Here is a 26,302-nt window from a genome sequence, read left to right as displayed (position 1 = left end):
CGCCTACGGCAATTGAGCCAGCATCATGTCCGCTACACGCCGCAGTTCAGCTTTGCTTACCCCAGCTTTAGCTTGTACAGCCATACCCTGAGTCACCGTCATAACGAAACGTGCCAGGTCTTTCGGCATTACGTTCGACGGCAAATCTCCGTCATCTTTGGCCTGTTGCAATCGGACTGCCAAAGCCTTTTCGGAAAGTATGCGACGCCGTATTAGCTCTTGGCGGACAGGCTCCGAGGGCTCGGTACATGCGATAGCTCCGTTGATACCAAGGCAGCCCTTTGCAGTTTCTTGGGTGGTTTGCAGATTGATCGAGCCCACCAGAATCGCCTCAATCACAGCTTTTGCCTTTGGCAACGTCAGCGCATGAGTCATGAATCCCATGTAGAGCGTTTCATAGCGGTCAAGTGCTTTGAAGAACAGCTCCTCTTTGTTGCCAAATACGGAATACAGGCCGGGGCGGGCGACGCCGGTCGCTGCGCTGAGATCGGCGTAGGAAGTACCTTCATAGCCCTTGCTCCAAAATTCGGTTAGCGCCGCGTCGAGCGCTTCCTCCGGGCTAAATTCTCGCTGCCGTCCCATATCGATTCCTGAGTGAAAGACGCCTTATTATCAGCCATAGGTTGAGCGAATGCCTAGTTAAAATACAGATCGTTACTGAATATGTTGACTCAGGCCCTGAATTTAAATACCGTTCGTTACCGTAACGGTCGGTATTAAATAGAGTCGATTCATGCCTTCATCCAGTGAAAACGTAGAAAGTCCCGCGTCAACCTGGCAGGCGTGGCTAGCCGTTCTTTCTGTCGCCGCCGGCACGTTCCTGCTGGTCACCAGTGAGTTTTTACCCATTGGCTTGCTGACGCCGCTGGCAGCCAGCCTCGGCATTACCAAAGGATTTGCCGGCCTGAGCGTGACCACGCCAGGCCTTGTCGCCGCGTTCTCGGCGCCTGTTTTGACATTGCTGGCGGGCAAGCTTGATCGGCGCGTGATGTTGTTGTGCATGACCGTCTTGATTTGCGCCTCGAACCTGATCGTTGCGTTTGCAAGCGATGTGACCATGCTCCTGGTAGGCCGCGTATTTCTGGGAGTGGCCGTTGGCGGCTTCTGGACGTTTGCCGTCTCCGCAGGCCGCAGACTGGTCGCAGAAGCGTCAGGTGCTCGTGCGACGGCGCTGATTTCAGCGGGCATTTCAATCGGCATGATCCTTGGAGTTCCTGCCGGAGCCCAACTGGGCGAGTGGCTGGGATGGCGCCATGCGTTTTTGGCGAACGCCGCGTTGGGCATGGCGGTGTTGATTGGCCAGGTCGGGTTGGTGCCATCGCTGCCGATCCATCAGTCCGTTGGTTTTCACCACATGCGCGCGTTGTTTTCCGTCAACAAGGCACGGCTTGGTCTGCTGACCACGGTGTTTCTGTTTGCCGGGCAATTCGCCGGATACACCTACTTTGAGCCTTTCCTGAGAACCTTTTCCGATGTCGATCAGCAAACCCTGACCTGGTTGCTATTCACCTATGGCCTGTTCGGCGTCGCCGGTAATTTCTTTGCCGAAGTGGCGGCTGCCAAAGGCATTCGCCGAGCCTTCATCGCAATGTCGACCTTATTGGGCGCAACCATTTCGCTCGGTGGGCTGTTCGTCGAGGGGCCGGTGTCTGCTTACTGGCTTGCGGCGGCCTGGGGTTTCGCTTTTGGCACGATCCCGGTGTGCATGCAGATCTGGATGTACCAGTCTGCTCCCGACAACTATGAAAGCGGCGCCGCACTGTTTGTGAGTGTGGCGCAAATCGCGCTTGCCCTGGGTGCATTCAGCGGTGGGTTGATGATCGATTCGATGGGCGCGAGCGACACGATGATCGTCGCTGGCGTGCTCTGTTTGATCGCTGCCTTGTTACTCAAAGGACTTAGCAAAGATTCGAAAAGCGAAATACCCACACTGTATATACCGAAATAGAGAAATCATTTATGAGCAAGATATTCAGCGGCAAGGTTGTTCTGATCACTGGCGGTTCACGCGGCCTGGGTGCTGCGACTGCACGGGCTTTCGCTGATGAGGGCGCCGATGTTGCGATCACTTACGTCGAGTCCGAAGGCAAGGCCCTGGCGGTGGTAGCGGACCTGGAATCCCGTGGCGTGAAAGCCCGTGCGATCAAGGCGGATCAAGGCGCGCCAGAAACGGCCGACGCGTTGATGGCTGAGGTGGTCAAGCATTTCGGCCGCCTCGATGTGTTGGTGAACAACGCAGCCGTGGCTTGGCAAGGCAAGACGCTGGATGACCCGAGCATCGACAACGATGCAATGGATCGCCAGTGGAAAATCAACGTGGCAGGTGTTGTCGCCAACATCCGCGCCGCTGTGAAACATCTGCCGGAGGGTGGTCGCATCGTTTCCGTTGGTTCCGGGCTCGGTACTCGTGCCGGTTTCCCGGGCACTGCTGACTACGCCGCCACCAAAGCTGCCCTCATTGGTTATTCGAAGGGTGCTGCCCGTGATCTGGGTGCACGCAACATTACGGTCAACGTTGTCCAGGCAGGCCTGATGGCCACCGATATGGCCGCTGCCTCCAAAGACGGTTTGCCACCAAGCCTGATGGATGTACACGCCATCCGCCGCATGGCAACCGTCGAAGAAGTTGCAGCAGGCATCTTGTTCCTTGCGGGGCCGACGGCGAGCTACATAACCGGCTCCGTGTTGGATGTGAACGGTGGTTACCTTGCTTAATTAGCAGGTCGAGCAGTCGTAGACAAATACCGAGGCGATGCGCTGCTCAACGACCAATTAGGCGGCGCATATATTTTGCGGGAAGTGAATTTTGGAGTGCTGGCTGTGACTGAGCCAGCTCTCAAATAGGTTAAATAGAGTAGAGAGGGCGTGATCAAATAATTAGAGGGGTTGACGACCCTTGATGCTCGGAAGCTTTTAGATGAAGTGGCCGCTTTTTGGCGGCAGTCAGTCCGGCGTCATCATCACAGCCAAAGTCATTTTGATAAATTCTTCGTTTCGGTCTATCGCAACCAGAGCACCACGAATGTTGTCTGCGGCTTCAGTTGCGCCTTGATTCTCTGCCCAATTTGAAAGCTCCAATATGGCAGCCTCCAAGGCAAGCTGATTTTCGTTGAGCTTAAACAGCAGGGAAGGCAGCAGGTCTGAGTTCGTCATTGTGTTTCCTCCGTGGAGAGGAAAGCGTAGCAGTCGCTTGGGGTAGGGGCGACCAGCAAAGTCAGTTCGATGCAGCCAAAAAACTCTTGCGAGACCATAGCCATGCTCTTGAACTCATCACATCGCTCCGCGCCGTAAGCGTCGATCGCCGGCATCGGCCTTTTCATCCTGATGACCACTTGGAAACGGGGGCGGAAAATCATCGTTGAGCGGCTCAAACGTCGACCGGCCGAACTGATCGGCCTGGCGTGCGGCATTGGAGACAAATCTTGAAGTTGGCTTTCGTCCGGCCACGCAATTCAAGTCTGCTGAGTAAATGAACAGATTTCTATGCCCCTCGACCAGATTGAGATTTCCGCGCTCTCTAACCTGTTTGCTGATGAAGAAATAGGTTCCGCTTCTGCAAAGAGTGATAACCCAATGTTTCGAGTGATTACGCGCGAGAAAACCAACGCGGGCTTTTACTCGATCATTCCGGGTTCGCTAGAAAGGCGATGGACTGATGAGGTCAGGAGCGTTGCTGGACATTCGATCGTACTTCGCTGAGCCTACGGGGCGTTTTTGTCTGCTGGTAGGCAAATGACCTTCTATAAAGAATTCCTAGCACGATAAAGCGACGATGGGCAACAGATGCCGAAGGATACCCGGCCTGAGCGTAAAGCTTAGCCTTTTCTTTTACTGATCGAATTCTGCGACACAATCTCACGGACGACGTTGACGAAAGCCCTGAGTCCCGCTGGCATATGGCGATTCGCAGGATAGTAAAGGCGCAGCCCCGGGTATGAAGGAGTCCAGTCCTCCAATACGCGAATGAGGCTTCCCGACGCAATATGGGAAGAAGCGGCGAAATCATTAGTCCAGGCGATGCCGGCGCCTTGCAAAGCGGCCTCTAACATCAGGTGGTGGCTGTCGAGCGTCAACGATCCGCTGACGTCTACTGATTGCTCTTCACCACGCTTCTCGAATTCCCATTTGTAGATCGTGCCGCTGGGGAAGCGTACGCGTATGCAGTTATGTGCGAGGAGATCTGCCGGAACCTTTGGTTTTTTGCATTTCGCGAAGTACTGCGGGGAACCCACCACCGCAAAACGGAGTGGGGGAGTGATTGCAATGGCAATCATGTCCTGCGGAACGCTTTCCGCCAACCGTATACCGGCGTCGAACCCTCCAGCAACGATGTCAACAAGACTTCTATCGGTGACGATGTCTACCCGCATGTCTGGATAACGCCTCAAGTACTCCAGTACCACTGGGGTCAGCACCATTTGTGCAGCACCTTCGGAGGTGTTCAAGCGTAGGGTGCCCGCCGGTGTATCGCGGAATTCGCTTACCGCCTCCATGGCCGCGGATATATCACGCAGAGCGGGCTGCACACGAACCAGAAATTGCTCCCCGGCTTCAGACAGAGAAACGCTTCGCGTGGTTCTGTGGAACAACCTCACGCCAAGGCGCTTCTCCAATGCAGCGATGGCATGACTGAGTGCTGATGGCGACATTCCCAATTCCACGGCCGCACGACGAAAGCTGCGATGAGTGGAAACGGCGACCACGGCGTTAAGTTCAAGGAGACCGGATTTCTGCATTGTGCCAATTCCTGCATGAGTTCATCCGATATTAGCCCGATTGTTTGCGACAGTGCTGAGGCTTATCTTGGATCGCAGCAACTCTACGCGGATCGGGACTTCATAGTGGGAATAGTGGCGTTCCGAGCATTCCGGGATTCGGGTTTAGCACGATCCGTTTGGGAGTCGGAGAAGTCGCCGCTTGGCTTCATCCGCCGGTCATCCGGTGATCCCGCAAGTCAGTTCGACCCAGCGGCCATAAACATGCGAGGAAAAATTCATGACGCGTATCACTACACCGTTCGGGTTTCATTCAACCGCACAAGAGGTTATTGAAGGGGTTGACCTCACTGGTAAACGGGCGATCGTAACGGGTGGGGCCTCCGGTATTGGTATTGAGACAGCGCGCGCATTGGTCAATGCCGGCGCAAGCGTGACGCTTGCAGTACGGCGTCCGGAAGCGGCGGAATCGGTTGCCACCGAACTGCGCTCTGGGGGCCGGGGTACCGTTGATATACGCGCAATCGATTTGGCGGATCTGTCCTCTGTGAAATCGTTCGCGGAGTCTTGGTCAGATCCACTTGATATCCTGGTCAATAACGCAGGGATCATGGCCGTTCCTGAGCGAGAGCTGACATCGCAGGGCTTGGAAATGCAATTTGCAACCAACTTTCTCGGCCATTTTGCACTCGTGCTTGGATTGCAGGACGCCCTTATCAGAGCCGAAGGTGCACGAATTGTGTCGCTGAGTTCAAACGCTAATCTGTTGGGGCCAGTTGTTTTCGATGACATCAATTTCGACTTCCGCACCTACGATGCTTTTGCGTCATATGCCCAAGCCAAATCGGCATGTGCGCTCATCGCTGTAGAAATATCCCGTCGCTGGGCGGAGCGGGGCATTTTCGCTAACGCTTTGAATCCTGGGGCAATTGCAACCAACCTTCAGAAGCACACCGGTGGTCTTAAGACGCCAATTGAACGTCAGAAGAACGTGCAACAAGGCGCAGCGACATCGGTATTGCTTGCGGCGTCTCCTCTGTTAGAAGGCATTGGTGGCCGTTATTTCGAGGACTGTAATGAAGCGCTGGTGGTCACCAAACGGCCTGCCGATTACACGGGCGTTGCACCTTATGCTGTTGACCCTGATAACGCGCAGCGGTTGTGGGATGTTGCCACGCGGATGATTGGGTGAAGTCATGTCCAAAATAACAACCCTGAAAGTAGGCTTCATCGGGCTAGGTGATCAAGGTGGTCCGATGGCTCAAGCAATCGCCGAGTCTGGATTTGAGCTGCACATTTGGGCTCGCCGTCCCCAATCATTGGAAGCCATAGCAGGGGCGCCTTGCATTGTTGAAAAAACGGCACTGACGCTTGCCGAGAGTTGCGATGTTGTCTGTCTCTGCCTCACTGACGACAAGGATATCGTAAGTCTTCTCGATAGCGGGCTACGGGATGGGCTGAAGGCCGGCGCCGTTCTTGTAAACCATGGCACCGGCGATCCGAGAGAAAGTCGCCGTCTAGCTGCTGAACTTCAACAGCAGGGAATCACGTACCTTGATGCTCCTGTAAGCGGAGGAAGACCAGGCGCGCAGGCTCGTACGTTGACCACTATGGTGGGTGGCGAGATGCAGGCCTTCTCTCAAATGCGTGCAGTTTTCGAGACTTTCTCCCGGAAAGTCTCTCTGCTAGGACCTTCAGGCGCCGGCCAGATGGCGAAGCTTCTGAACAACGCCTTGACCATGTCCAATCTGAAAAACGCAGTAGACGTCTTTAGCTTGGGTGAATCCGTAGGTATGGACTTGGTACAGCTGCATGAGGTCATTGCTGTGAGCAGCGGTTCGAGCACAATTTTGCGAGCGATCAACAACGAGATCACCGCAGATATTGCACCGCATCTTCAGGGACTTATGCGCAAAGACATAGAGCATTTTGCCGACGCTATTCTTGATGCTGGTTTGAATCCCCAAGACATACGTGACCGCTGCCTTGCAGGTGCTGATGGACTAGTGGAACTGGTGGGACAGCTCGCCGTCTGAAGCCTCCCAATCAGAAACTCATATCGATGTCAGCTGGCGTAGACAAGGTGGGGGCTGTCCGGCTGCGCGGGTCCCCGCTTCTGGCCGATTAGTGCCTATGAGGGAGCAATCGGCTGAGCGGCCTTTAAAGTATGCTGGCCTTCGCGATTTCAAGTTCGCACAGCAACGACTCGCGCAAAGCTTGCAATGCTTGCAGTGGCTGCGAATGCAGCGGCTCCCCATAACGCGAACGATGCTCCATGCTCGCTCGATAACATGAAGCAATAAGCAACCAACGCAGCACCAATTGCCTGTCCAACCAACCTTGACGTAGCAACCATTCCGCTTGCACTGCCGGCACGTGTCGGTGGCGCGCTGCCCATAAAACCTTTGAGGTTAGGAGCTTGGAAAAAACCAAACCCAATGCCTGACATAGCCATGCGCCAGCTAATATTCAAAGTCGACGGGTCATCAGGCATAAGTACTAGAGCTATCAACCCAACCGCCAGTATTGAAAGGCCGATTCCGCCTAGTGCGCCGGGAGAATAGTGATCACTCAAGCGGCCGGCAATTGGGGCCATTATCGCTACCATGACAGCCCATGGCGTCATTAGAAAACCAGCCTCTACTGGGGATTTTCCAAGCGCCGTAAAGAAATAAAACGGCAGGGCTACGAACGCCAGTCCTTGTGCTGCGAAGGTGCATACGGACGTCACGACAGAAAGCGCAAACATGGGCCGACGCAGCAGATCAATCGGCAGCATCGGCGCCTTATGGTCTGCCTGCCGATTCAAGAGTAGTGCGAAGAACAAGGCAGTTGCGGCCAATTCCAATGCTAGGGTAGTGAGTTTTTCTTGGTGGGCAGCATCCCCGAATAACAAAATCAAAAAGCTGAACGCGACTATGTTGTAGAGGGCAGTCAGACCATCAAATTTGTGGGTTGCCCGGCGGGTATCAGGCAATACTTTGCGCCCCAGGAAAAGTGCGACCAAGCCAAGCGGAACGTTGATTGCGAATAACCATGGCCAACTGGCGACTGACAAAATAAGGGATGACATGGTCGGCCCGATTGCAAAAGCAACCGCAACAACCAAGGCATTGGTTCCGTAGCCACGTCCTAGCATGCGCGTCGGATAAATAGCTTTAAGCATGGCTGTATTCACACCCATAACGGCGCTAGCCCCTATTCCTTGAAATAACCGAGCTACGACCAGTGAAGGCAACGACCAGGCTAGAGCACAGGCAAGCGATGCCAAGGTGAATAAAAACAGTCCGAAGAGTAGAACCCGCCGGTAGGAGATGATTTCACCCAGCGCAGCGAATGGAAGGAGCGTTGCAACCATCGCTAACTGATAGACGTTGATGATCCAAACCGATGATGCAGGTGTTGTCTGCAATTGAGTGGCTATTGCAGGTAAAGCTACATTGGCTATTGCGGTGTCGAGTGACGCCATGGCGACACCGATCGCCAAAGAAAATATAGCGAGGCGACGGGCGTTTTCAGGCAACCCATCTGGCTGAGAACTGATGGTCTCCGCATCCATTGTTGTTAGTCTGGACATGCTGACTCCTAGATGTAGAAGAGCTGGTTTCTTCTATCAAGTTTGCTTCGTTGGAATTGCTCAATGGGTGGTGCTTAGGTGTGAAGCAATCTTCTGTCGCTTGCTTGATAGCGTCCAAGACCGATATGCAATCCTTTAGATAAGTGCAGCCTATAGATATATTTCGTGTCTTCTTGGTCGCAGCGAGATACCCATTGGCTAAATGCCGTCTTAAGTGAAAGTCAGCTTTGTGGCGGTTAGCAGCCTCTATGCACTGCGACTGATCCACCTTGTTCTCCCCGACGAGGAGGACAAGGCATGAGCACAAACATGAGAAGAAATCATCTGTCCAGGACCAACGTAAAGCTTGGAGGGCAGAAGTCCTCGATACGAGTCGGAGATATCGTGTCCCTGGTTAAGCCTTCAGCGTGCTGAAGATAGGAGATTTGCCGATCTCTACCTGGCCATCGGTACCAAGCTGAGTACCTGCGACGGTCAGTTATTCGGAGTACTTTGTGAAAATCAGATCTGTCGCCGGGGGCAATTTTGTATGGCAGGCGAAGCAGCCGTTGATGATCTGTTCACTGGGATTGGGCTTGCCTTTTTCAAACTGCCCGTAACCCCATCCACCCGTACTGGCGTAACGCTTAGAGTCTTTGACTTCGATCTGGACGTTGGTGGGGTCCCCAGCGATGAAGGACTGGTTCCGACCAAAAACAGCGTTGTTTTGCGCGGAAGACTCATACTTGTAGGCGAGTCGAGCGATGATGGTGCCATCTGGAAATGGGAGAGTCCCCTCCCTGAACGCTTTCATGGCGATGTCATTTCCCAGAATGACGCGGATGTCGGGCTTGTCACCTTCTTCATGAGCAATGCTGACAAATTGCCAGTTTCGATAGCCCGGCGGGAGTGTCACGCCAAACACTGGCGATCCTTCTGCGGCGGGGGCGGGGGTTGAATCAGCGGATGCAGCCATCGAAAAAAACACCCCGCTGAAAAAACCGATGGTCGCGGTCAGAACGAGAAATTTTGAAGTCATCACAAATTCTCCAACGATGAATGTACGCAGTTTTGTCGACTACGTTGTCGAGGGTCTGCAAGTGCATCCGGCCTTGCGGCCAGATGCGGTAGATCGAATGCCGCGACCGCTCCATTGACGGTTGCGAGCAGTCGTCATTTGGCGGTGGCAGCCGTTTCAATCAGGCTGGCAACAACCTTCGGATTGGAAACCATCACAACATGGGACGCGCCTTTGACCACAACGGTCTTTTTGGCATGCGCACGTTCAGCCATGAACACTTGGGCTTGCGCCGGGATGTTCTTGTCCTTGTCGCCATAAACGAACCACGAAGGGATGGTTTTCCACGCGGGCTCGCTCGACTTTTCATTGAGCGCGGCTACGGTCACAGGGCGTTGGGTCGCAGCCATCACTTTGGCGTCGGTGTTCGACACGTCCGCAGCGAACTGGTCGTGAAACTTGTCCTGTTGGATGTAAAGGTCCTTGCCGCCGTCGGCCAATTCAACCGGCGGTGCTAGGGTTGGACCCAGGGTGTTACCTGGGAAGCGGCCAGCCAGGTCGGCAGTGGATTCACCTGCATCGGGTGCAATACCGGCGACGTACACCAGGGCTTTGACGTTGGCATTTCCGTAAGCAGCTTCGCTAATGACTGGACCGCCATAAGAGTGACCAACCAAGACGATGGGGGTCTTGATGCTTGCCAGTACATCAGCGACCGACTGTGCGTCGCCCTTGAGCGAGCGAAGCGGGTTGGAAGCTGAAATCACCGGATAGCCGTCCTTTTCCAGAATCTTGACCACACCGTTCCAGCTGCTGGAATCGGCAAAGGCACCGTGCACCAACACCACGGTCGGTTTGACCGGAGCAGCGAGCGCAGCGGTCGAGCTGACCATTGCCGTCGCCAGGGCCAGACCTGCGAATAACTTGTTCATCGAGTGTTCCTGTATGTGAAGAGGTTTGACGCAGTGAGGTCGATTTGAAATTGACGTGGAGACGCCTACGCCCCCTGGTGGAAGGGAGTGCCATAGCGTCCGAGCATTTAGGACACACGTCTCAACGACGGACAGCAAATCGGATAACTGCGAGGGTCATGGTCTGCTTGAATCAAGGGGGTGAGAACGACCAGAAAAAACAATCTTCTGTTTCACTGCGTGAAATGGTCGTGGACGCGTTAGCGTCCTAATGCGGTTTGATGCTGCTTCGCAGGGCGGCAGGAAAGGCTCCAGGTCCCAGAAGGGATTTACAGCGAATAGCTGTAGTTGAAGATAATACGTGTTTGATCTTGGTCCGGTACTACGGGGCTATCACCACGATAGGTGCCATGGCGCACTGTTGTGCCAAAACCTTTCAAAGGCCCATCTTGAAAAACGTAGTCAACCCTCATATCACGTTCCCATTCTTTGTGATCACTGCCACCTGCAACATCCTTGATGTCGTCACCTCTGAGGTAGGAGATCGAAGTTTTCAGACCGGGCACACCCAGCTTTGAAAAATCATAGGAATACTGACCAAAGTTCGTCTGTTCGCCGGCCCGGGAAAAATTCCCCACAATGGCATCCGTAAATAGGTAGAACGCTGTACCGCCGTTACCCTCCGGACGATTTCGGCTATCTACGACGTTGCCTTGGTTGAGCCAAACGAACCCCCCATCGTCGCTGACGCTTTCGTGACCGAGCAGGAACGCATGTCCTCCAAGGCTGTAGGTGAACATTGCACTCCAGGTCTTGTTATCAACCTCTCCAGGTGTTTTCGCAAAGCCTCCGTTGTTGTTGAAGCGGTACCCGACGTCGCCGTTTTTCCCATCAGAGTTGCTGTCGAAGTAACGCAGATCTGTTTTGAATGATTGCTCATTGCCTAGGGGAAATACGTGCACCAATCCCAGGTAACTCTGTGTGTAATAGTTTTCCAGTCTGGCGAAGTAGTACTGGAGTAGCAGATCCTTGGTTACCTTCCAATCCGCCCCCGCAAAGCGGAAATCGTTTGAGTCCTTGGTGCCACCTGCAACAGACAGTCCAGTCGGGTTGCTGGTAGCCCTACCCGAAGACTGGTCAATTTTTCCGGCAGTAATCGTAAGGCTGTCGATTTCCTTGGAAGTGATGATGCCGCCTCCAAAGTTTTGTATGACTAAGCGTGAGTCTGTGGCTACGAGTATTGGCAGGTTAGGCGTGAAAATATTGCCGACGGCTAATTCCGTTTTAGAGAAACGCGCTTTGACGTTCGCACCTGCTCTGCTCCATGAATGGACTGCTGAGCCATCCGTGTCACTGGGGAAGAAAGTGTTAGCGTCGGGGTGATGCCCCTTGCCCCCGTCCAAATGAATAGCTACTAGGGATGCCACGTCGAGGCCGAAACCTACTGTGCCTTGAGTGAATCCTGAAACGAACCCGAACTTGAGTGCTGTAGCCGTTTCGCGTTGATCGGCCCCACCATCGTGGTTATCGTTTGAGTAATACATGGTGCGATTGCTGATGGTCGTCTGGCTGTCCTCGATGAACCCGTGCCCGTTAGCATCTGCGGCATTGGCCCCAATCGAGAACCCGGCGAGAAAAATCGCGGCTGGCAGGGTTGTTCTTTGCATAGAAGCTCCCGAGAAGCCGGCGCTAATTAAAACGGACCCATCCCTGCCGTTTGAAAATTCACCAAATGCGGACTGCCGTTTGTGACCGCAATTGAGTGAGCTTAGCAGCAGACCCTCGGTTGAAAAGGAAGGAGGCCAACTTTCACTTTGAGCATTTGAGGTATTACAAACCCTACAGTGCCTGCAAGCGCCAATCCTTAGGGGGCTCTGCTGCAAGTCGGCTATGCCGGAAACCGCCATGGGGCCGCGCGTTGGCGCTCTCTGCTCACCTAAAGGAGCCGCTTCCAAGCCGACGGATCAGGTCAGAAAATCAATTCCAACCCCCACCAACATCAGAGCGAATAGCAGTTTCAGTGTCCTGGGTGAAAGCTTGTGTGCCAGCTTCGCTCCAATTGGTGCGAAGAACATACTGGTGAGAGCAATACCGATCACCGCAGGCAGATAAATAAAACCAAGGCTATGCGCTGGAAGCACTGGGTCGTGCCATCCAAGAATCATGAAACTAATCGTACCCACAACCGCAGTAGGAAATCCGCAAGCGGCGGATGTCGCTACCGCCTGCTGCATAGTGAGGCTGCGCCAAGTCAGGAACGGCACAGTCATAGAGCCGCCGCCAATTCCGAAAATGGCGGAAGCCCAACCGATAAACACGCCGGCTAGGGCCAGACCTGGTTTACTCGGTAATCCGCGGCTGACTTTTGGTTTAAAGTCCAGGGCCATCTTGATCGCCACTACGATCGCGAAGACACCAATGATCTTCTGCAAATCTGGACCGGCGATGAAGCTGGCAGTAACTGAACCCAGCCCGGCGCCGATCAGAATGCCGACCGTCATCCAGGCGAATACCCTCCAATACACTGCGCCGGCGCGATGATGGGCTCGTACGGACAGGATTGTTGTAAAGATAATGGTGGCCAGTGAGGTGCCAACTGCCAGATGCGTCAGTACCGAGCTGTCAAAGCCCTGTAGGGTGAAACTGAACACAAGCACTGGGACGATGATGAGTCCGCCGCCAACACCAAACAGGCCAGCCAATACTCCAGCGCAAGCGCCAAGAGCTAAATAGAGCAGAAATTCCACGGGTCTCTCCGGAGGTCACGCATGTTGCCTATGCGGCGAACCGCTGTGACAAGGTGCGATGTCAGATGGATATGGGCATTCGACTCGTTAATCGCGCCGACGGGCCATCCTCCACTCCTGTTTAAAACTCCGGAATGACCAGCTTTTACAATCCAGCGTTTCATCCGCTGAAATGGTCAGCGGTTCGGTCTAAAAACAACGACGTTCGACTGAGCGTTAGCTGGCCTCATGACGTGGGTGCCAATGCTGTCGATTACCGGTATTAGGAGGCACTGCCTGCAAATCGAGACTTGGATCTAACGGATCCGTTGGCGGACTTAAGCGCAGATTCTAATGGGGAGATCCTTCCTTTCGAGCGCATTGTTCTCCGACAAATGGAAAGGTCGGAGAAAATTAAATTCCGCGCCGCACCCGACCTGGTGCCTCACCATAAATCTCCTTGAATTTCTTGCTAAACGCCGCCTGCGATTGATACCCAACCTGGGCCGCAATATCGTTCAATCCTAAGTGGGAATGACTCAGTAGGCTGAAGGCCAATTCCATCCGGACCTGCGTAAGCAACACCCACGGTGAAACTCCGGCCACCTTTACAAAAGCCCGCATAAAGGTTGCACGAGACATGCTCGCAGTCTCGGCCAAGCCTTCTATTGTCCATTCGTAAGCAGGGTCAGCCAACATCGACTGCCAGGCGCGACCCAAACGTTTATCACTGAGTAATGCAAGCGTGCCGCTGTCTTGACCGTGACTTGCCAGATGCGCGCGAAGAATCAAAGTGAACAACGCTTGAGACAACGCATCGAGCAAAAATCGAGCGCCTACCTGATCGCCATCTGCTTCACTACGCAATATCTCGACCAAGGCGGCTAATGCACCATTGTCCGCTAAGGCTCCACTGGGAATCACCAGGTACTCAGGTAGAGCTGCAAACAACATCGAAGCTCGATTGTAGTGAAAGCCACCACACAGCATGTCCAGATCTGTGCTGACATTCCCAATGCGGTATGTCGGCAAAATCCCACCTGAGACGAGCGTCGGTGATGTTGGTTGTACAGTTTTCCCGAGGCTATGCATGACATGTGGTGCGCCCCTAGGCAGCAGCAAAATGTCACCGGCGCGCATGGGGAGGCGCTGACCATCCGGAAACTCAACTCGGCACGCTCCCTTCAACACAATGTGATAGGGCGCTTTTCCCAAAGCTTCCTGTTCGTGATCTCGAGCCCAATCCCCCTGAAACTGACAACGCAGATCCAGACTGCCCCGAACGTTGGCCAAGCTGATGAGTTTGTCGATTGAATTCATTTGAGAGCTTCGCAGAAAAAACTGAGCGGATTGAACAAACCTGTATCTCACCACAGGGGAAAACTGAGCGTGTTGAAACAGTACACCAACCCGTTCAGGAGTTTATGCAATGTTCAGTAATTGGTCTGAATTGTTACCCACTATCCAGAAAGCCTTCGGCGCACTGGGCAAGAGCAATCCAAAAATGGTCAAGGCTTACATGGCCCTTGGTGAAGCCGCTGCCGAAAACGATGTGCTGGATGTCAAAACACGCGAGCTGATCTCGATTGCCGTCGCTGTCACTACTCGGTGCGACGGGTGTATCGCTGCTCATACGAACACTGCGATTAAAGCTGGCGCGAGTCGAGAAGAAGTGGCCGCTACTTTGGCCACCGCCATCTCGATGAACGCAGGTGCTGCATACATCTATTCGCTGCGCACACTTGAAGCGTATGACACGCTGAAGAACTAGCCTGCCATGGGTTCATCTAGAGCCTCGGCACTGCAAAGTGCCGAGGTTTTTTTACGCCATCAGAACGCCAAGGACACCTTGAGACGATCAAGCAACAACTTGAGCGTGACGAACAAAAACACCCTTCGCTGACACCGCAGACTACCTCCACATTCAATCTTCTGGAGAAGTCTCATGCTCACCTCATTTACTGCTTGGTTAAGATTCATCAGCAAGCTGGACACCTTTGGCGCACCGCTCATGCGACTGGCAATCGGCGTTGTTTTTCTTTGGATTGGGGCGCTCAAATTCGTGCCCTACGAGGCGGATAGCATTACCCCATTTGTCGCCAATAGCCCTTTCATGTCGTTCTTCTACGAACACCCGCAAGAGTACAAGTCACACCTGACCCATGAAGGTGAGCTGAACGTCGAGAAGCGCGCTTGGCAGGCAGCCAACAACACGTACGGATTCTCGACCGGTCTGGGCATCGTTGAACTACTGATTGGCTTGTTGGTGCTGTCCAACCCAATTTCACGACGCACCGGGTTGCTCGGTGGTGCCTTGGCCTTCGGCACGCCACTGGTGACGTTGAGCTTTCTGATCACTACACCCGAAGCTTGGGTGGGTGCTCTCGGTGATGCTCAACACGGTTTCCCTTACCTGTCCGGTGGCGGTCGTCTGGTGCTCAAGGACGTGTTGATGCTTGCGGGTTCTCTGCCCGTGATGGCCGACTCGGCTCGCCAACTCCTGCGGGAAAGTCGCGCATGAACCGCTTATCGGAAAACATTTGGAAACCCTTGATGGCTCTGATGTTTGCCATCGTTTCCAGCAGCACCTTGGCAGCACCGGCTGAGGAGGTTGCTCAGACTGGGGGTGCCCCTCGATATCGCTAAAACCATCAGTGTTACCGACGTCAGTAATGCCTGCGGACTCGTCCCCGTGGTGCTGACGTATGACGATTCGCAGGGCCATCGTCACACTGTAACGTATCAAGTCTGGGGAACGGCGTGTAGCGGGGGCTAAGTGCCCTTGGCCGCAGGCAATCTTCCCCATGTCCAACAGCGACCTCTCTATGGGATGGTCGCTGGAAGGACGGGACCTAGCGTTTGACGCCCAGATCGATCTGGGTCATGCGGCTGCGAACGGTGAACACACCATCGCCCGACAGAATCGCGCTGCGCGCAAACAGGCGCCCGCTCTCCCAGTTCGACAGGCCCAGTTCCGGCTTGTTGAGTGCGTACTGGCCATCGACCCAACGGGTAATGCCATTGCCGACAAAAGGCGCGTTGACCGCGTTGTAGAAACGCTCCTGAACCGCCGAGTCTTCGCTGATCAGCGACGCCGTGAACTGCGGGCTGTAGCGATTGAACAAGGCGATGGCGCTGTCCAGGTCGTCAACGATTTTCAGGCTGACTTCCGGGGTTTCTTCCCATTCCCACTCGCGACCCAACTGATCCTCGGGCAGCGGCTCGGCCAGGGCTTCAGTCCGATAACCTTCGGCGCGGTACACCTCGACCGTTGCGCTTTGCCAATCGGCGGGCAAGAAAGCTTCGCTGCCTTCGACGATGTGCAGTTTGCAGCCCTGGCCCCGCGCCTTGCCGGCCTGTTGCAGTGCATCGAGAAACAGCGGCACCAGTTCAGCGGCGCGATCGCGCTGGATCAGGCAGACGTTCAGGGTGTTGCAGACTTTGCGGTCCAGGGAGTTGCGCACCACGCTGGCGAAGCGCGTGGCATCGGCGTCAGTGTCGGCGATCAGCCAGGCACCACCGGTGCCGTGCAGGCTGACGGCGGTGCCGGACTGTTGCGCGATGCTGCCCAACTGGCTGACGGCACGACCCGAACCACGGGCCACGGCCAGCGACAGGCGACGGTCGGCAAACATAGCCCAACCGGCGGCATGATTGACGCTTTCCACCAGCGACACCGCGCCTTTGGGCAGCCCGGCCTCGGCCAGTGCCGGGTTCAGCGCATGGCTGACGATGGCCTGAGCGGTGCCCAACGCATCGCTGCCAATGCGCAATACCGCGGTGTTGCCGGTACGCAGCACACCGGCGGCATCGGCGAAAACATTCGGCCGGCCTTCGAAAACAAAGGCGACGATGCCCAGCGGCGACACCACTTGCTCTACTTTCCAGCCGTCATGCTCGACGCAACTGATCACCTTGCCCCGCGAGGCCGACGCATCGCGCCAGGCGCGCAGGCCGGCGATCATGTCGCGGCGCATGCGTTCATCGGCCAGCAAACGCGTGGTGGAACGGCCACGGGTCTTGGCCCGCTCGATGTCAGCCTGGTTGGCCGCCTCGATCAAGGCCCAGCACTCCGGGGCTTCCAGGCGTTGTGCAAACAGATCGAAGAAGTTGCTGATGGCCTGATCGGACACCGCCGACATCGCGGCAAACGCCGCTTGCGCGCGCTCGATCGCCACCGCTGCCGCCTGTTGGTCAGCCACCGGAATCAGCAACAACTCACCGCTGGTCTGTTCCACCAATAGGTGGTCCCCGGGCTGGAAGCGAGCTGCCAGTTCGGGGCTGACCACAGTGACACGATTACCGGCGAAAGGGATCGGCGTGCCAGCTACTAGACGTTCGAGCGCAAGAGACATGAAGCGGTATCACCATGATGTGGGCGGACGGAAAGAGGACGTATCCGTAGCTCGCCAGAGGACTGACTTTTCAATGACGTTTTGGCTGTGTTTCACCAAGGCAGTCCAGTTTAGCTTCCTGCTTCTCAAAGGACACCAGATACATTTCCAGAGCGATGCATCATCGGATTGTTTCACTCAGCACAATTAAGTCATGACATCCGTGCTTGTTCTCTAATCGCCTTTAGATGGCGAGACTGACTCCCAGAAGCAATTACTCATTTCGGGTTAATTCGTTGTCCATCCTGGGAGTCCCACATGATTGAAGTTACTCATTCCTGCGACGGTAACCTTTGGTTGGACGCTCCAACCATGAATACTACCGAATTCGAAGGCGGCTTCTTGTTGCCACAACTGATGGGTGCCTTGGCTAGCGAATCCAGAGCGGTTCCTGTCACGCACAGACTCAATACGCATCAGAACAAAACTTCGGTCTTGAAACTGTGTGCGTCATTTTTTCGTGCATTGAAACTCCGTTTTTCTCCCCTTTAACGACATTCGACAGCACGTGTGTAGTGCTGCCTTGCAGAGAATTGAGATGACCTACGACTTTGATTTATTTGTGATCGGTGCAGGCTCCGGCGGTGTGCGTGCAGCGCGTTTTGCCGCAGGATTCGGAGCGAAAGTAGCGGTAGCCGAAAGTCGCTACCTCGGTGGCACCTGCGTTAACGTCGGTTGCGTACCGAAAAAGCTGCTGGTCTACGGGTCGCATTTTGCAGACGACTTTGAACAGGCCGAGGGCTTTGGCTGGACTGCCGGCAAGGCCCAATTCGACTGGGTAAAATTGATCTCCAACAAGAACCGTGAGATCGAACGGCTCAATGGTATTTACCGCAAACTGCTGGTCAACAGCGGCGTAACGCTGCTTGAAGGTCATGCACGACTGGCCGATGCGCATCATGTGGACATCAATGGACAGCGTTTCAGCGCCGAAAGAATTTTGATCGCCACAGGCGGCTGGCCACAAATTCCGGATATCCCAGGCCGCGAGCATGCCATCACCTCGAACGAGGCGTTCTTTCTCAAGCAACTGCCCAAACGCGTTCTGGTAGTCGGTGGCGGTTATATCGCCGTGGAGTTCGCGGGGATCTTCAACGGCCTGGGTGCCGACACGGCTCTGCTGTATCGCGGCGATCTGTTTCTGCGTGGATTCGATAAATCGGTTCGCACGCATTTGGTTGAAGAGCTGACCAAGCGTGGACTGCAACTGCAATTCAACACCGATATCGTGCGGATCGACAAACAGTCAGATGGCAGCCTGCTGGCGACGCTCAACGACGGTCGTCAACTCGAAACCGACAGCATTTTCTACGCCACGGGTCGGCGGCCGATGCTCGACAACCTGGGCCTGGAAAATACTCGCGTCGAACTCAACGAGAAGGGCTACATCGACGTTAACGACAATTTCGAAACTCGCGAGCCATCGATTCTTGCATTGGGCGATGTGATTGGCCGAGTGCAACTGACTCCGGTTGCGACAGCGGAAGGTATGGCAGTTGCCCGCCGGCTGTTCAAACCCGACCAATATCGTCCAGTGGATTACCGCCACATTCCCACCGCGGTATTCAGCCAGCCCAACATCGGCACTGTTGGCCTGACGGAGGAGCAGGCGCTCGAAAACGGTCACAAAATCGTGGTGTTCGAGAGTCGATTCAAACCGATGAAACTGACCCTCACGCAGTCGTCCGATCAGACCCTGATGAAGTTGGTGGTGGATGCTGTTACTGATCGGGTCTTGGGCGCGCACATGGTGGGGCCTGATGCCGGAGACATCATCCAGGGATTGGCCATCGCGCTGAAAGCGGGGGCCACCAAGCGACTCTTCGATGAAACCATAGGAGTGCATCCGACGTCGGCAGAAGAGTTTGTAACTCTCCGCACACCTGTCTCCAGCAAATAACGGTTGACGACCAATCGAATACATTTTCAAGAGTGTTGCTATGAAACTTCAATTACCTCGCTACGAAGGCTGGTCGCTGTTCGGTCTGCTGTGTGTGCTGATACTGGTGATGGCGGCGTCGATCGTCGTGCTGAATCCAGAATTGGTTGAAGGCTTGCGGAGCGCGATCCGTGCCACCGCACGTACATCCTTCGTGTTGTTCCTCGCGGCATTCACTGCCTCCGCTTTCGCGGTTCTGGTGCCGTCACCGTTATCTAAAGCACTGGTGCGCGAACGTCGTTTCATTGGTCTGGCGTTCGCGTTCTCTCACCTGCTACATGCGGTTCTGATCTACAAATACGGTCAACTGAACACTGAGTTTTGGCCCGGTCGAAGCACCATCACCAACATCCCTGGCACTCTCGGTTATCTGTTCATCCTGTTTATGACGTTGACATCCTTCAAGACGACCACACGTCTGATTGGCCGCAAAGCTTGGAAGGCTTTGCACGTCAGCGGCATGTGGGTGCTCGCAGCTGTATTCACTTATTCCAACTTCAAACGTATTCCGTTGAGCACCTGGTATGTGTTGCCGTTTGGCATCATGTTTTCGGCCGTTGCGATCCGCTTGGTAGGCAAGCTCGCATTGAAGAACAGGCGGAATCAACCTCGCGCTTTTGCTTGAAGTTGGGCTGGATTTTAACGGAGCAGTGGAGGTAAGCCTCGATGAAACTCGTCGTCAATGCTCCGTTCACTTATCATCGGATGGTCTACATTGAATGGGCTTGCCCGGGTGTACGCCAACTCCAACATCGGTTACAGCAGCGTCAAACTGACGTTGACCTCCTTAGCGGCCTTCACGCCGCCGTTGCTCCCGTATGCCGACAAGCTCGTTTTTGATGTGTTGCAGACTCGGTTCTTCTGGCACCGCAACAAGGAGTGCAGGTCAGGGTCTCGATAATGTCCATCCAAGTTGGAGCATTTGTCATGAGCCTCACTCTCTACGGTTTTGATGGCAGCCCATACGTACGCACGGTAAAGATGCTGTTAAAGGAGAAAGGTGCGGAGTTTAATCAGCTACAAGTAAACGTGATGAAGGGTGAGCCGCATTCACCGGAACACCTTGCACGTAATGCATTCGGCAAGGTGCCGGTGATCGATCACGATGACTTTAGGGTGATCGAAACGGCGGCGATCATGAGTTACCTGGACGAGGTCTTGCCTGGGACTTCGCTTACCCCAAAAACGCCTCGGGATCGAGCCAGGAGTCATATGGCTCAGGCCATTTACGACTCCTATGGCTATGGCTCGATGGTTCCAGTCTTCGGTTATTACCTGTTCCCCGACTTCATCGGAGGACAGAACGATGCCTCCCGCCTCCAAGGCATCGAAAAATCCAAACTGGTGCTAACCGAGTTGATGAAGATCAAAGGCAGTGATCCCTTTCTTGCCGGCCCGGCGTTGAGCATTGGCGATTTGTACCTAGCACCGGCGTGCGCTTATCTGGCGATGACTCCCGACGCAGAGCAAGTGTTTGCCATCAGTGGCTTCGCTGATTGGTGGAATAGAATTCAAGCACTACCCAGCTTCAAGGGCACACCACCGCAGTAGGTATGTGGTTGGTCACCCTTGCGAAAGCCAAGCATGCGAACACCCTAGAATTAGTACTGAAAAGTCCCCTTTGACGTTTTTACACATCCTCAGTTGAGGTTGTGTAAAAACGTTTTTTTATAGCCCGCATCCAGCTCAAATCCTCTACCAGCGAGCATTTCGGCTGTCCGATGGATCCAGTAGTCATCCCTATCTTGGTGCGAAGACCCAGTTTGGTGCTTTGCACTTCATTACACCGTTTCACATCTCTTTACTCGTTGGCACGCCTTTGGCCGCTCATAGTTTCACCGTCTCCCGCTCATAACATGATCAGGTGTCACTGATCTCGTTGCCGGCACTCGGAGTAGAAAAATGACAGACAAATCTCCGCTCTCCCACGATGAAGCGACTCGCCGTAGCTTGGTTCTGATCGGCCTCGGCGCAGCAATTACCACAGTGTTGCCAAAATCTGCGCGTGCACAGGCTGCTGAGCCAGCAAAGTCTCATAACGTCACGGCTAATACGATCACAACCAGCGAGGGCGTGGTGCTCTACTACAAGGACTGGGGCCCAAAATCTGGTCCAGTCGTAACCCTGAGCCACGGCTGGCCTCTCGACTCCGACAGTTGGGATGGTCAGGCATTTTTTCTCGCTAACCAGGGATTTCGGGTGATCGCTCACGATCGCCGAGGACATGGTCGCTCCAGCCAACCGTGGGACGGTAATGACATGGATCATTACGCAGACGACCTGGCCACGGTTATCAATACGTTGGATCTGAAAAACGCAACGATCATGGGCTTCTCCACTGGCGGAGGAGAAGTCGCTCGCTACGTAGGCCGCCACGGAACATCGCGGGTATCGAAGATTTGTCTGATATCCGCCGTACCTCCACTGATGTTGAAAACAGCAGCGAATCCAGGTGGTTTGCCTATCGATGTATTTGATGGCATCCGAGCAGGGATGGTCGCCGATAGGTCGCAGTTGTTCAGAGACATTCCGGCAGGGCCGTTCTATGGATTTAACCGGCCAGGGGCCAAAACCTCCCAAGGGATGATCGATTCCTGGTGGAGGCAAGGAATGGTGGGCGGGTTCAAGAATACGTTTGATTCGATAAAGGCGTTTTCGGAAACCGACTTTACTCAGGACCTAAAAAAATTCGATAAACCGACGCTCATCGTTCACGGTGACGACGATCAAATCGTGCCTATTGATGCCGCTGGCCGAGCTTCGAAAAAGCTTATTCCTAATGCAACCCTGATGGTTTATTCGGGGGCTCCCCACGGTTTGACGGAGACTCACAGAGAGCAACTCAACAAGGATCTATTGGCATTTCTACGCAGTTGACGGTCATAACTGACTGGAGAGAAATCATGTCTGAGAAATTCCGTCCCATCGGCAGGCGCTCATTTGTAATGGGTGCTGTGGCAACCATGGCAGCAGGCGCAATGCCCGCTTTCGGTGCTGAAAAAGCTACCCCCGCAGGACTCGAGAAGTACGCTGCCCCTAAAAATCCGGCGTTGCCGAAATCTACGATGAAGTTGGACCCCTCACGTGCAGCGCTTGTAGTCATAGACCCACAGATCGACTTCATGAGTTCCAAGGGGCTCGCATGGGGAATGACAGGCGAATCTGTGACAGAACAGAACCTTGTTCCTAACCTCCTGAGCCTGTTCAAGGCGGCCAAAGCGGCAGGCATTACGGTGGCGATTTCACCCCACTATTACTGGGCCACTGATCACAACTGGAAGATCCAGGCGCCCGTAGAAGTGATGCAGCACTCAATAAAGCTCTTTGACCGCAAGAGTGCTATCGATCTGGACGGCTTTGCCAACTCGGGTAGTGATTTCATGCCGGAGTTCAAACCGTACATCGAGGACGGTAAAACATTCGTCTGCTCACCACACAAGCTGTACGGCCCTCAGGTAAACGACTTGACTCTCCAGTTGCGTAAGCAGCTCGTTGATCAGGTCATTCTGACGGGGATGCTAGCCAACCTCTGTGTCGAATCACACATGCGAGAGCTTCTGGAGCAGGGATTTGAGGTTGCGGTGGTGCGCGATGCAGTGGCGGGACCAAAACTACCCGAAGGTGATGGTTATCTGGCAGCGATAATCAACTACCGGTTCATGGCAAATGCCGTATGGACCACCGAAGAAGTACTCGGAATGTTGGGTGGGAAGGTCTGATTGAGCCGCCTGTCACGGGGCTTAATGTGGCCTCGTGACAGGATGACCTACTGGTGTGATTTTCGATGCTCCTTGCTTGTTCAGCGAGTTGAGCAGTCTTTTTGCCGCACGCAGATCAGCTGAGTCGAAGCCCTCGGAAAATCGGTTGTATACGCTTTGAAGACGTTGGCCTGCCTCGGTGTGTCGGCCTTGCAAAAGATGCAGTCGGGTAAGAGAGATCGCGGTGCGCAGTTCCCAAGCCAAGGCCGATAAGCGTTTGGAGCAGGCCAGTGAGCGATTCATGTATTGCTCGGCTAAGGCCAGGTCCGGGATCGGTCGATACGCATACAAGTCTGCGGTCACCCGCAAAATTTCTGGGGTATCGAAAGCTTCTCCGACGTTCTCGACCATTTCGAGTGCACCGCTGGCGATCTCGATGGCTTTGTCATATCGGCCTTTAGCCGCAATCCCCTTTGCAAGGCATCTCACAAACATAGTGGTGAGCACCTGATGGTTCTCAATGCTGAGCACGTTTAAGCATTCATGCAAGAGTTGTATGCCGGCATCCACTCTATCCTGGCTGATCAATAGAATGCCTTTTAAGCCTTTTCCCGCAGCATGATCATGCCCAAAAGCATTCTCTTCGGCCGTAGACATCAATTTATCGATGGTCTGTGCGGCATTGTTCCAGTCACCCATCCATAAAAAAACCGTCGCTACATATATGAGCGAAAGGCAGATGGTCGCGGGATGGCGCGAGTCGTAGGCATCGCCCAAAGCTTGCCGTCCAATTCGGGCAGCTTGATCGGGGTATCCGCGTAGCCATAAAACCCTAGCCAAAGATGCCAATGCCCGGATGCGATAGTCATAACTAAAGGAGAACTCGTCCTCATTCATGAGCGGCGGCTTCAGGTCTAGATTCACTTTGCATGTCCGGAACGAGAACCCCGGCGAACCGGAAGGATTGCTACCGCCTTCCAGCGTCCACTGCATCATTGCGATAATTTTGGGCTCTGTAATTCGCGTGCTGATATTTGAATTTTGCCATTGGATATCAAGCGGACTCCGTTTCCCTTCAGAGCTAGGCAAAACAAAGGGCTGCGATTGAAGACGTTGGATATCGTCTGGATTCGCGATGGATTCAACTCCCTTGCGATGGCTGACACGCAAGATATCCGGGGTTCCAGACATCTTCATCGGAGGAACTGAACATGGCCAATGCTGCACGATGGGGGGTGGTGTTCCTTTGGCCACTTCGACTCGTGCCGCGAGGGCCCGCTCACTCCACCGGCGGCACTCATCAAGCATCGACAATCCGAGAAAAAGTGGTGCGGCTGCGGCGGCGAGACGGATACCGAGCAACAGGTTGCGATGATTGGAAAACGCCCATTCCAATGCCGAGCAAATGTCTCCCAGGTGTTCAATGTACAGTTGAATTCGCTCGTATTCAGGAAGCGTCTCACTTGGCACGTTCAGTCGTTCAAGCATCGATAGTAGGTATATGGTATGGCGTTCAATCGTGAAATCCACCTCACCACTGGCACGCAGCTTTTCCAGGGCATACGCTCGCATTGTGTGCGGCAGTTTGTAACGCATTGACCGACCCGAACGCTCAACCAAAACCAATGATTTTGTGACAAGGCGCCCAATCGCGTCGATTACCAATGACTCATCGATTTGTGATTTGACGATTGCCGTGACCATTTCCAGTGAAAATACACCGCTCAGAACGGACAACCGTCGTAGCACCATAGCCTCTGTTTCAGATAGCAGGTCACAGCTCCAATCGAACATAGCCATTAGCGTTTGATGGCGTGGCAGCGCTGTTCGCCTGCCGTCCCAGAACAGGCTGACCCGATTATTCAGTAATTCGGCAACGCCCTGAATTCCATAGACCTCGACCTGGCCCGCTGCCAGTTCTATCGCTAAAGGGACGCCATCGAGCATGCGGCAAATATGTGCAACCATCGGCGCGTCGTTGTCGCTCAGAATGAACGCGTTATCTTTGTTATGAACTCTCTCGACGAGTAATTGCACCGGCGAAAATGTTAACGCGTCATTTGCCGTCAATCCGCACAACTCTGCTGGGCAGGCCAAAGGACACAATCGATGAACATGTTCACCTTCAGCCCGTAAAGGCTCGCGACTGGTGGCCAGAATGTGGACCTGTTCTGTTACTTCAAAAACCTTTTCTGCAAGGTAAGTGGCAGCAACGATGACGTGATCACAGCTATCAAGCACAAGCAGCAATCGCTTTTCTCGCAAAAAATTCACCAACGTCTTAAGAGGATTAGGGCTGTGACATTGAACTCCTAACGCAGACGCTAGAATGCCTGGCAACAAGGCGGAATCGGTTATTGAACTCAAATCCTGGAAGAGAATGAGACCATCAAAATGTGATTCCAAATGGTGGGCTACGGCCAGTGCAACCGTCGTTTTACCCATCCCGCCAGGACCGCAGATCGAGACGAATCGATGGAGTTTGATCAGCTCTGCTATTGCAGGCACCGTTTCGTCACGACCAACCATTCGCATCAAAGGTGGCGGCAACATTCCGATTGAGCATTCGTGCGAAGGTTGCGTACTGTCAGAACCTGTAGCAGGGGAGAGGGGAGCTACAAAGCTGTAGCCGCGACCCGGGATGTTGGCGATATAGCTCAATTCGTTCTCGCCACACGACAAGGCTTTTCGTAACGCAGAAATATGCACTCGTAAACAGCTCTCATCGACGATCACGTCCTGCCAGACCATTCTGATCAGATCTCGATTGCTGATGACTTCCCCTGCGTGATCGACCAATGTAATCAGAACGTCGAGTGCACGGCTTCCCAGTTCAATTGGGGTTCCACCTTTCAACAAAAGTCTTTGTGCAGGGTGCAGATGGAAATGGCCGAAGGTTATCGGCTGGAGATGCGCATTCAGAGAGTCGTCCGCTGACCTATTCATGATTCGCAAGCTCGTGCGACATGGCACGGAGGGGGGCGATCCAGTGACCGCGGAGCGGGTCGATAGCTGATGCCATATTCATGGGCGTCACTGACGATGGATGAACTTACCTTGGCAGCTCATTCTGTGACGTCCGTGGCTACAGTTCTAAGGTGCCGGTTGGTTATCTCCATATAGAAAAATTTGTCATTGATGCAGTGTAGGCGTCATACGGATATCAGGTAGCGAAATTTGTAACGCACTGCTCAAGTCGGGCAATGAGACGTCGCTGACAAAAAAACGAACTGACAGTACTGGACGTTGGGCGTCCGAGGAGAGGGTAGAGCGAGCAGTCTGAGATTTGAAAAAGTGTTGCTTCAGAATTTCTGAAAATTTTCACGGGTACGATGTTCACGATTG

At 54.1% G+C, this 26,302-nt stretch carries 24 protein-coding genes; 12 read left to right on the top strand and 12 right to left on the bottom strand.

Features of this window, described 5'->3' with window-relative positions; genetic code table 11:
- Window positions 1–3: 3 nt before the first annotated feature.
- Window positions 4–582 carry a TetR family transcriptional regulator gene (locus ACGJAX_RS21695; RefSeq protein ID WP_390956103.1) on the bottom strand — a complete coding sequence of 193 codons (579 nt, stop codon included), beginning with the start codon at window positions 580–582 and terminating at the stop codon, window positions 4–6.
- A gap of 151 nt (window positions 583–733) precedes the next feature.
- On the opposite strand from ACGJAX_RS21695, the gene ACGJAX_RS21690 reads away from it, so the two are divergent.
- The gene (locus ACGJAX_RS21690; RefSeq protein ID WP_390956102.1) at window positions 734–1,948 is read left to right on the top strand and encodes an MFS transporter; all 1,215 of its coding nucleotides are present in this window, start codon (window positions 734–736) and stop codon (window positions 1,946–1,948) included.
- A gap of 11 nt (window positions 1,949–1,959) precedes the next feature.
- On the top strand, window positions 1,960–2,715 hold the full coding sequence (locus ACGJAX_RS21685; RefSeq protein ID WP_390956101.1) for an SDR family oxidoreductase: 756 nt from the start codon (window positions 1,960–1,962) through the stop codon (window positions 2,713–2,715).
- 228 nt (window positions 2,716–2,943) lie between these two features.
- Here the strand turns inward: ACGJAX_RS21685 and ACGJAX_RS21680 are convergent, their stop codons facing one another.
- The 3 genes from ACGJAX_RS21680 to ACGJAX_RS21670 form a co-directional block, all read right to left on the bottom strand.
- Entirely contained in the window at window positions 2,944–3,153 is a 210-nt protein-coding gene (locus ACGJAX_RS21680) for a hypothetical protein (RefSeq protein WP_390956100.1), read from the bottom strand.
- Window positions 3,150–3,308, bottom strand: a complete 159-nt coding sequence (locus tag ACGJAX_RS21675) for a hypothetical protein (RefSeq protein WP_390956099.1) — start codon at window positions 3,306–3,308, stop codon at window positions 3,150–3,152. The genes ACGJAX_RS21680 and ACGJAX_RS21675 overlap by 4 nt, the downstream gene beginning before the upstream one ends.
- A gap of 507 nt (window positions 3,309–3,815) precedes the next feature.
- Window positions 3,816–4,736, bottom strand: a complete 921-nt coding sequence (locus tag ACGJAX_RS21670; RefSeq protein ID WP_390956098.1) for a LysR substrate-binding domain-containing protein — start codon at window positions 4,734–4,736, stop codon at window positions 3,816–3,818.
- A gap of 259 nt (window positions 4,737–4,995) precedes the next feature.
- Here ACGJAX_RS21670 and ACGJAX_RS21665 point away from each other — a divergent pair, with 259 nt between their 5' ends.
- Entirely contained in the window at window positions 4,996–5,907 is a 912-nt protein-coding gene (locus tag ACGJAX_RS21665) for an SDR family NAD(P)-dependent oxidoreductase (protein WP_390956096.1), read from the top strand.
- 4 nt (window positions 5,908–5,911) lie between these two features.
- Window positions 5,912–6,751, top strand: a complete 840-nt coding sequence (locus ACGJAX_RS21660; protein ID WP_390956094.1) for an NAD(P)-binding domain-containing protein — start codon at window positions 5,912–5,914, stop codon at window positions 6,749–6,751.
- Between the two features lie 149 nt (window positions 6,752–6,900).
- Here the strand turns inward: ACGJAX_RS21660 and ACGJAX_RS21655 are convergent, their stop codons facing one another.
- The 6 genes from ACGJAX_RS21655 to ACGJAX_RS21630 form a co-directional block, all read right to left on the bottom strand.
- On the bottom strand, window positions 6,901–8,292 hold the full coding sequence (locus ACGJAX_RS21655) for an MFS transporter (RefSeq protein WP_407075264.1): 1,392 nt from the start codon (window positions 8,290–8,292) through the stop codon (window positions 6,901–6,903).
- A 478-nt stretch (window positions 8,293–8,770) separates the two neighbouring features.
- The gene (locus ACGJAX_RS21650) at window positions 8,771–9,310 is read right to left on the bottom strand and encodes a cytochrome P460 family protein (RefSeq protein WP_390956093.1); all 540 of its coding nucleotides are present in this window, start codon (window positions 9,308–9,310) and stop codon (window positions 8,771–8,773) included.
- A gap of 134 nt (window positions 9,311–9,444) precedes the next feature.
- Window positions 9,445–10,221: an alpha/beta fold hydrolase gene (locus tag ACGJAX_RS21645; protein ID WP_390956092.1), complete on the bottom strand. Its 777-nt coding sequence runs from the start codon at window positions 10,219–10,221 to the stop codon at window positions 9,445–9,447.
- A gap of 308 nt (window positions 10,222–10,529) precedes the next feature.
- Window positions 10,530–11,867, bottom strand: a complete 1,338-nt coding sequence (locus ACGJAX_RS21640) for an OprD family outer membrane porin (RefSeq protein WP_390956091.1) — start codon at window positions 11,865–11,867, stop codon at window positions 10,530–10,532.
- 297 nt (window positions 11,868–12,164) lie between these two features.
- On the bottom strand, window positions 12,165–12,947 hold the full coding sequence (locus ACGJAX_RS21635) for a TSUP family transporter (protein WP_390956090.1): 783 nt from the start codon (window positions 12,945–12,947) through the stop codon (window positions 12,165–12,167).
- A 393-nt stretch (window positions 12,948–13,340) separates the two neighbouring features.
- Window positions 13,341–14,246, bottom strand: a complete 906-nt coding sequence (locus ACGJAX_RS21630; protein WP_390956089.1) for a cupin domain-containing protein — start codon at window positions 14,244–14,246, stop codon at window positions 13,341–13,343.
- 109 nt (window positions 14,247–14,355) lie between these two features.
- Between ACGJAX_RS21630 and ACGJAX_RS21625 the strand changes: the two genes are divergently transcribed.
- The 3 genes from ACGJAX_RS21625 to ACGJAX_RS21615 all read left to right on the top strand — a co-directional run bounded on the left by ACGJAX_RS21625 (window position 14,356) and on the right by ACGJAX_RS21615 (window position 15,702).
- A complete protein-coding gene (locus ACGJAX_RS21625) occupies window positions 14,356–14,697 on the top strand; it encodes a carboxymuconolactone decarboxylase family protein (RefSeq protein WP_348131302.1) in 342 nt (113 codons plus the stop codon).
- 174 nt (window positions 14,698–14,871) lie between these two features.
- On the top strand, window positions 14,872–15,447 hold the full coding sequence (rclC, locus tag ACGJAX_RS21620; protein ID WP_390956088.1) for a reactive chlorine resistance membrane protein RclC: 576 nt from the start codon (window positions 14,872–14,874) through the stop codon (window positions 15,445–15,447).
- 105 nt (window positions 15,448–15,552) lie between these two features.
- Entirely contained in the window at window positions 15,553–15,702 is a 150-nt protein-coding gene (locus tag ACGJAX_RS21615; protein WP_390956087.1) for a DUF2790 domain-containing protein, read from the top strand.
- A gap of 76 nt (window positions 15,703–15,778) precedes the next feature.
- Here the strand turns inward: ACGJAX_RS21615 and ACGJAX_RS21610 are convergent, their stop codons facing one another.
- Entirely contained in the window at window positions 15,779–17,281 is a 1,503-nt protein-coding gene (locus tag ACGJAX_RS21610; RefSeq protein ID WP_390956086.1) for an aldehyde dehydrogenase family protein, read from the bottom strand.
- 577 nt (window positions 17,282–17,858) lie between these two features.
- Here ACGJAX_RS21610 and gorA point away from each other — a divergent pair.
- From gorA to ACGJAX_RS21585, 5 genes are all read left to right on the top strand, one after another.
- Window positions 17,859–19,220, top strand: a complete 1,362-nt coding sequence (gorA, locus tag ACGJAX_RS21605) for a glutathione-disulfide reductase (RefSeq protein WP_390956085.1) — start codon at window positions 17,859–17,861, stop codon at window positions 19,218–19,220.
- Window positions 19,221–19,260: 40 nt separating this feature from the next.
- The gene (locus tag ACGJAX_RS21600; RefSeq protein ID WP_390956083.1) at window positions 19,261–19,884 is read left to right on the top strand and encodes a hypothetical protein; all 624 of its coding nucleotides are present in this window, start codon (window positions 19,261–19,263) and stop codon (window positions 19,882–19,884) included.
- Between the two features lie 302 nt (window positions 19,885–20,186).
- The gene (locus ACGJAX_RS21595) at window positions 20,187–20,810 is read left to right on the top strand and encodes a glutathione S-transferase N-terminal domain-containing protein (protein ID WP_390956082.1); all 624 of its coding nucleotides are present in this window, start codon (window positions 20,187–20,189) and stop codon (window positions 20,808–20,810) included.
- 351 nt (window positions 20,811–21,161) lie between these two features.
- Entirely contained in the window at window positions 21,162–22,136 is a 975-nt protein-coding gene (locus ACGJAX_RS21590) for an alpha/beta fold hydrolase (protein WP_390956081.1), read from the top strand.
- Between the two features lie 101 nt (window positions 22,137–22,237).
- On the top strand, window positions 22,238–22,978 hold the full coding sequence (locus ACGJAX_RS21585; RefSeq protein ID WP_390959963.1) for an isochorismatase family protein: 741 nt from the start codon (window positions 22,238–22,240) through the stop codon (window positions 22,976–22,978).
- Window positions 22,979–22,999: 21 nt separating this feature from the next.
- Here ACGJAX_RS21585 and ACGJAX_RS21580 read toward each other — a convergent pair whose 3' ends face one another.
- Complete coding sequence (locus ACGJAX_RS21580; RefSeq protein WP_390956080.1) at window positions 23,000–25,903, bottom strand: winged helix-turn-helix domain-containing protein; 2,904 nt, start codon at window positions 25,901–25,903, stop codon at window positions 23,000–23,002.
- Between the last annotated feature and the right edge of the window lie 399 nt (window positions 25,904–26,302).

The organism is Pseudomonas moorei, assembly GCF_042846945.1.
GTDB lineage: Bacteria > Pseudomonadota > Gammaproteobacteria > Pseudomonadales > Pseudomonadaceae > Aquipseudomonas > Aquipseudomonas moorei.
The sequence above is the reverse complement of the archived record's forward strand: the minus strand, read 5'-3'. Positions and strand labels throughout refer to the sequence as shown.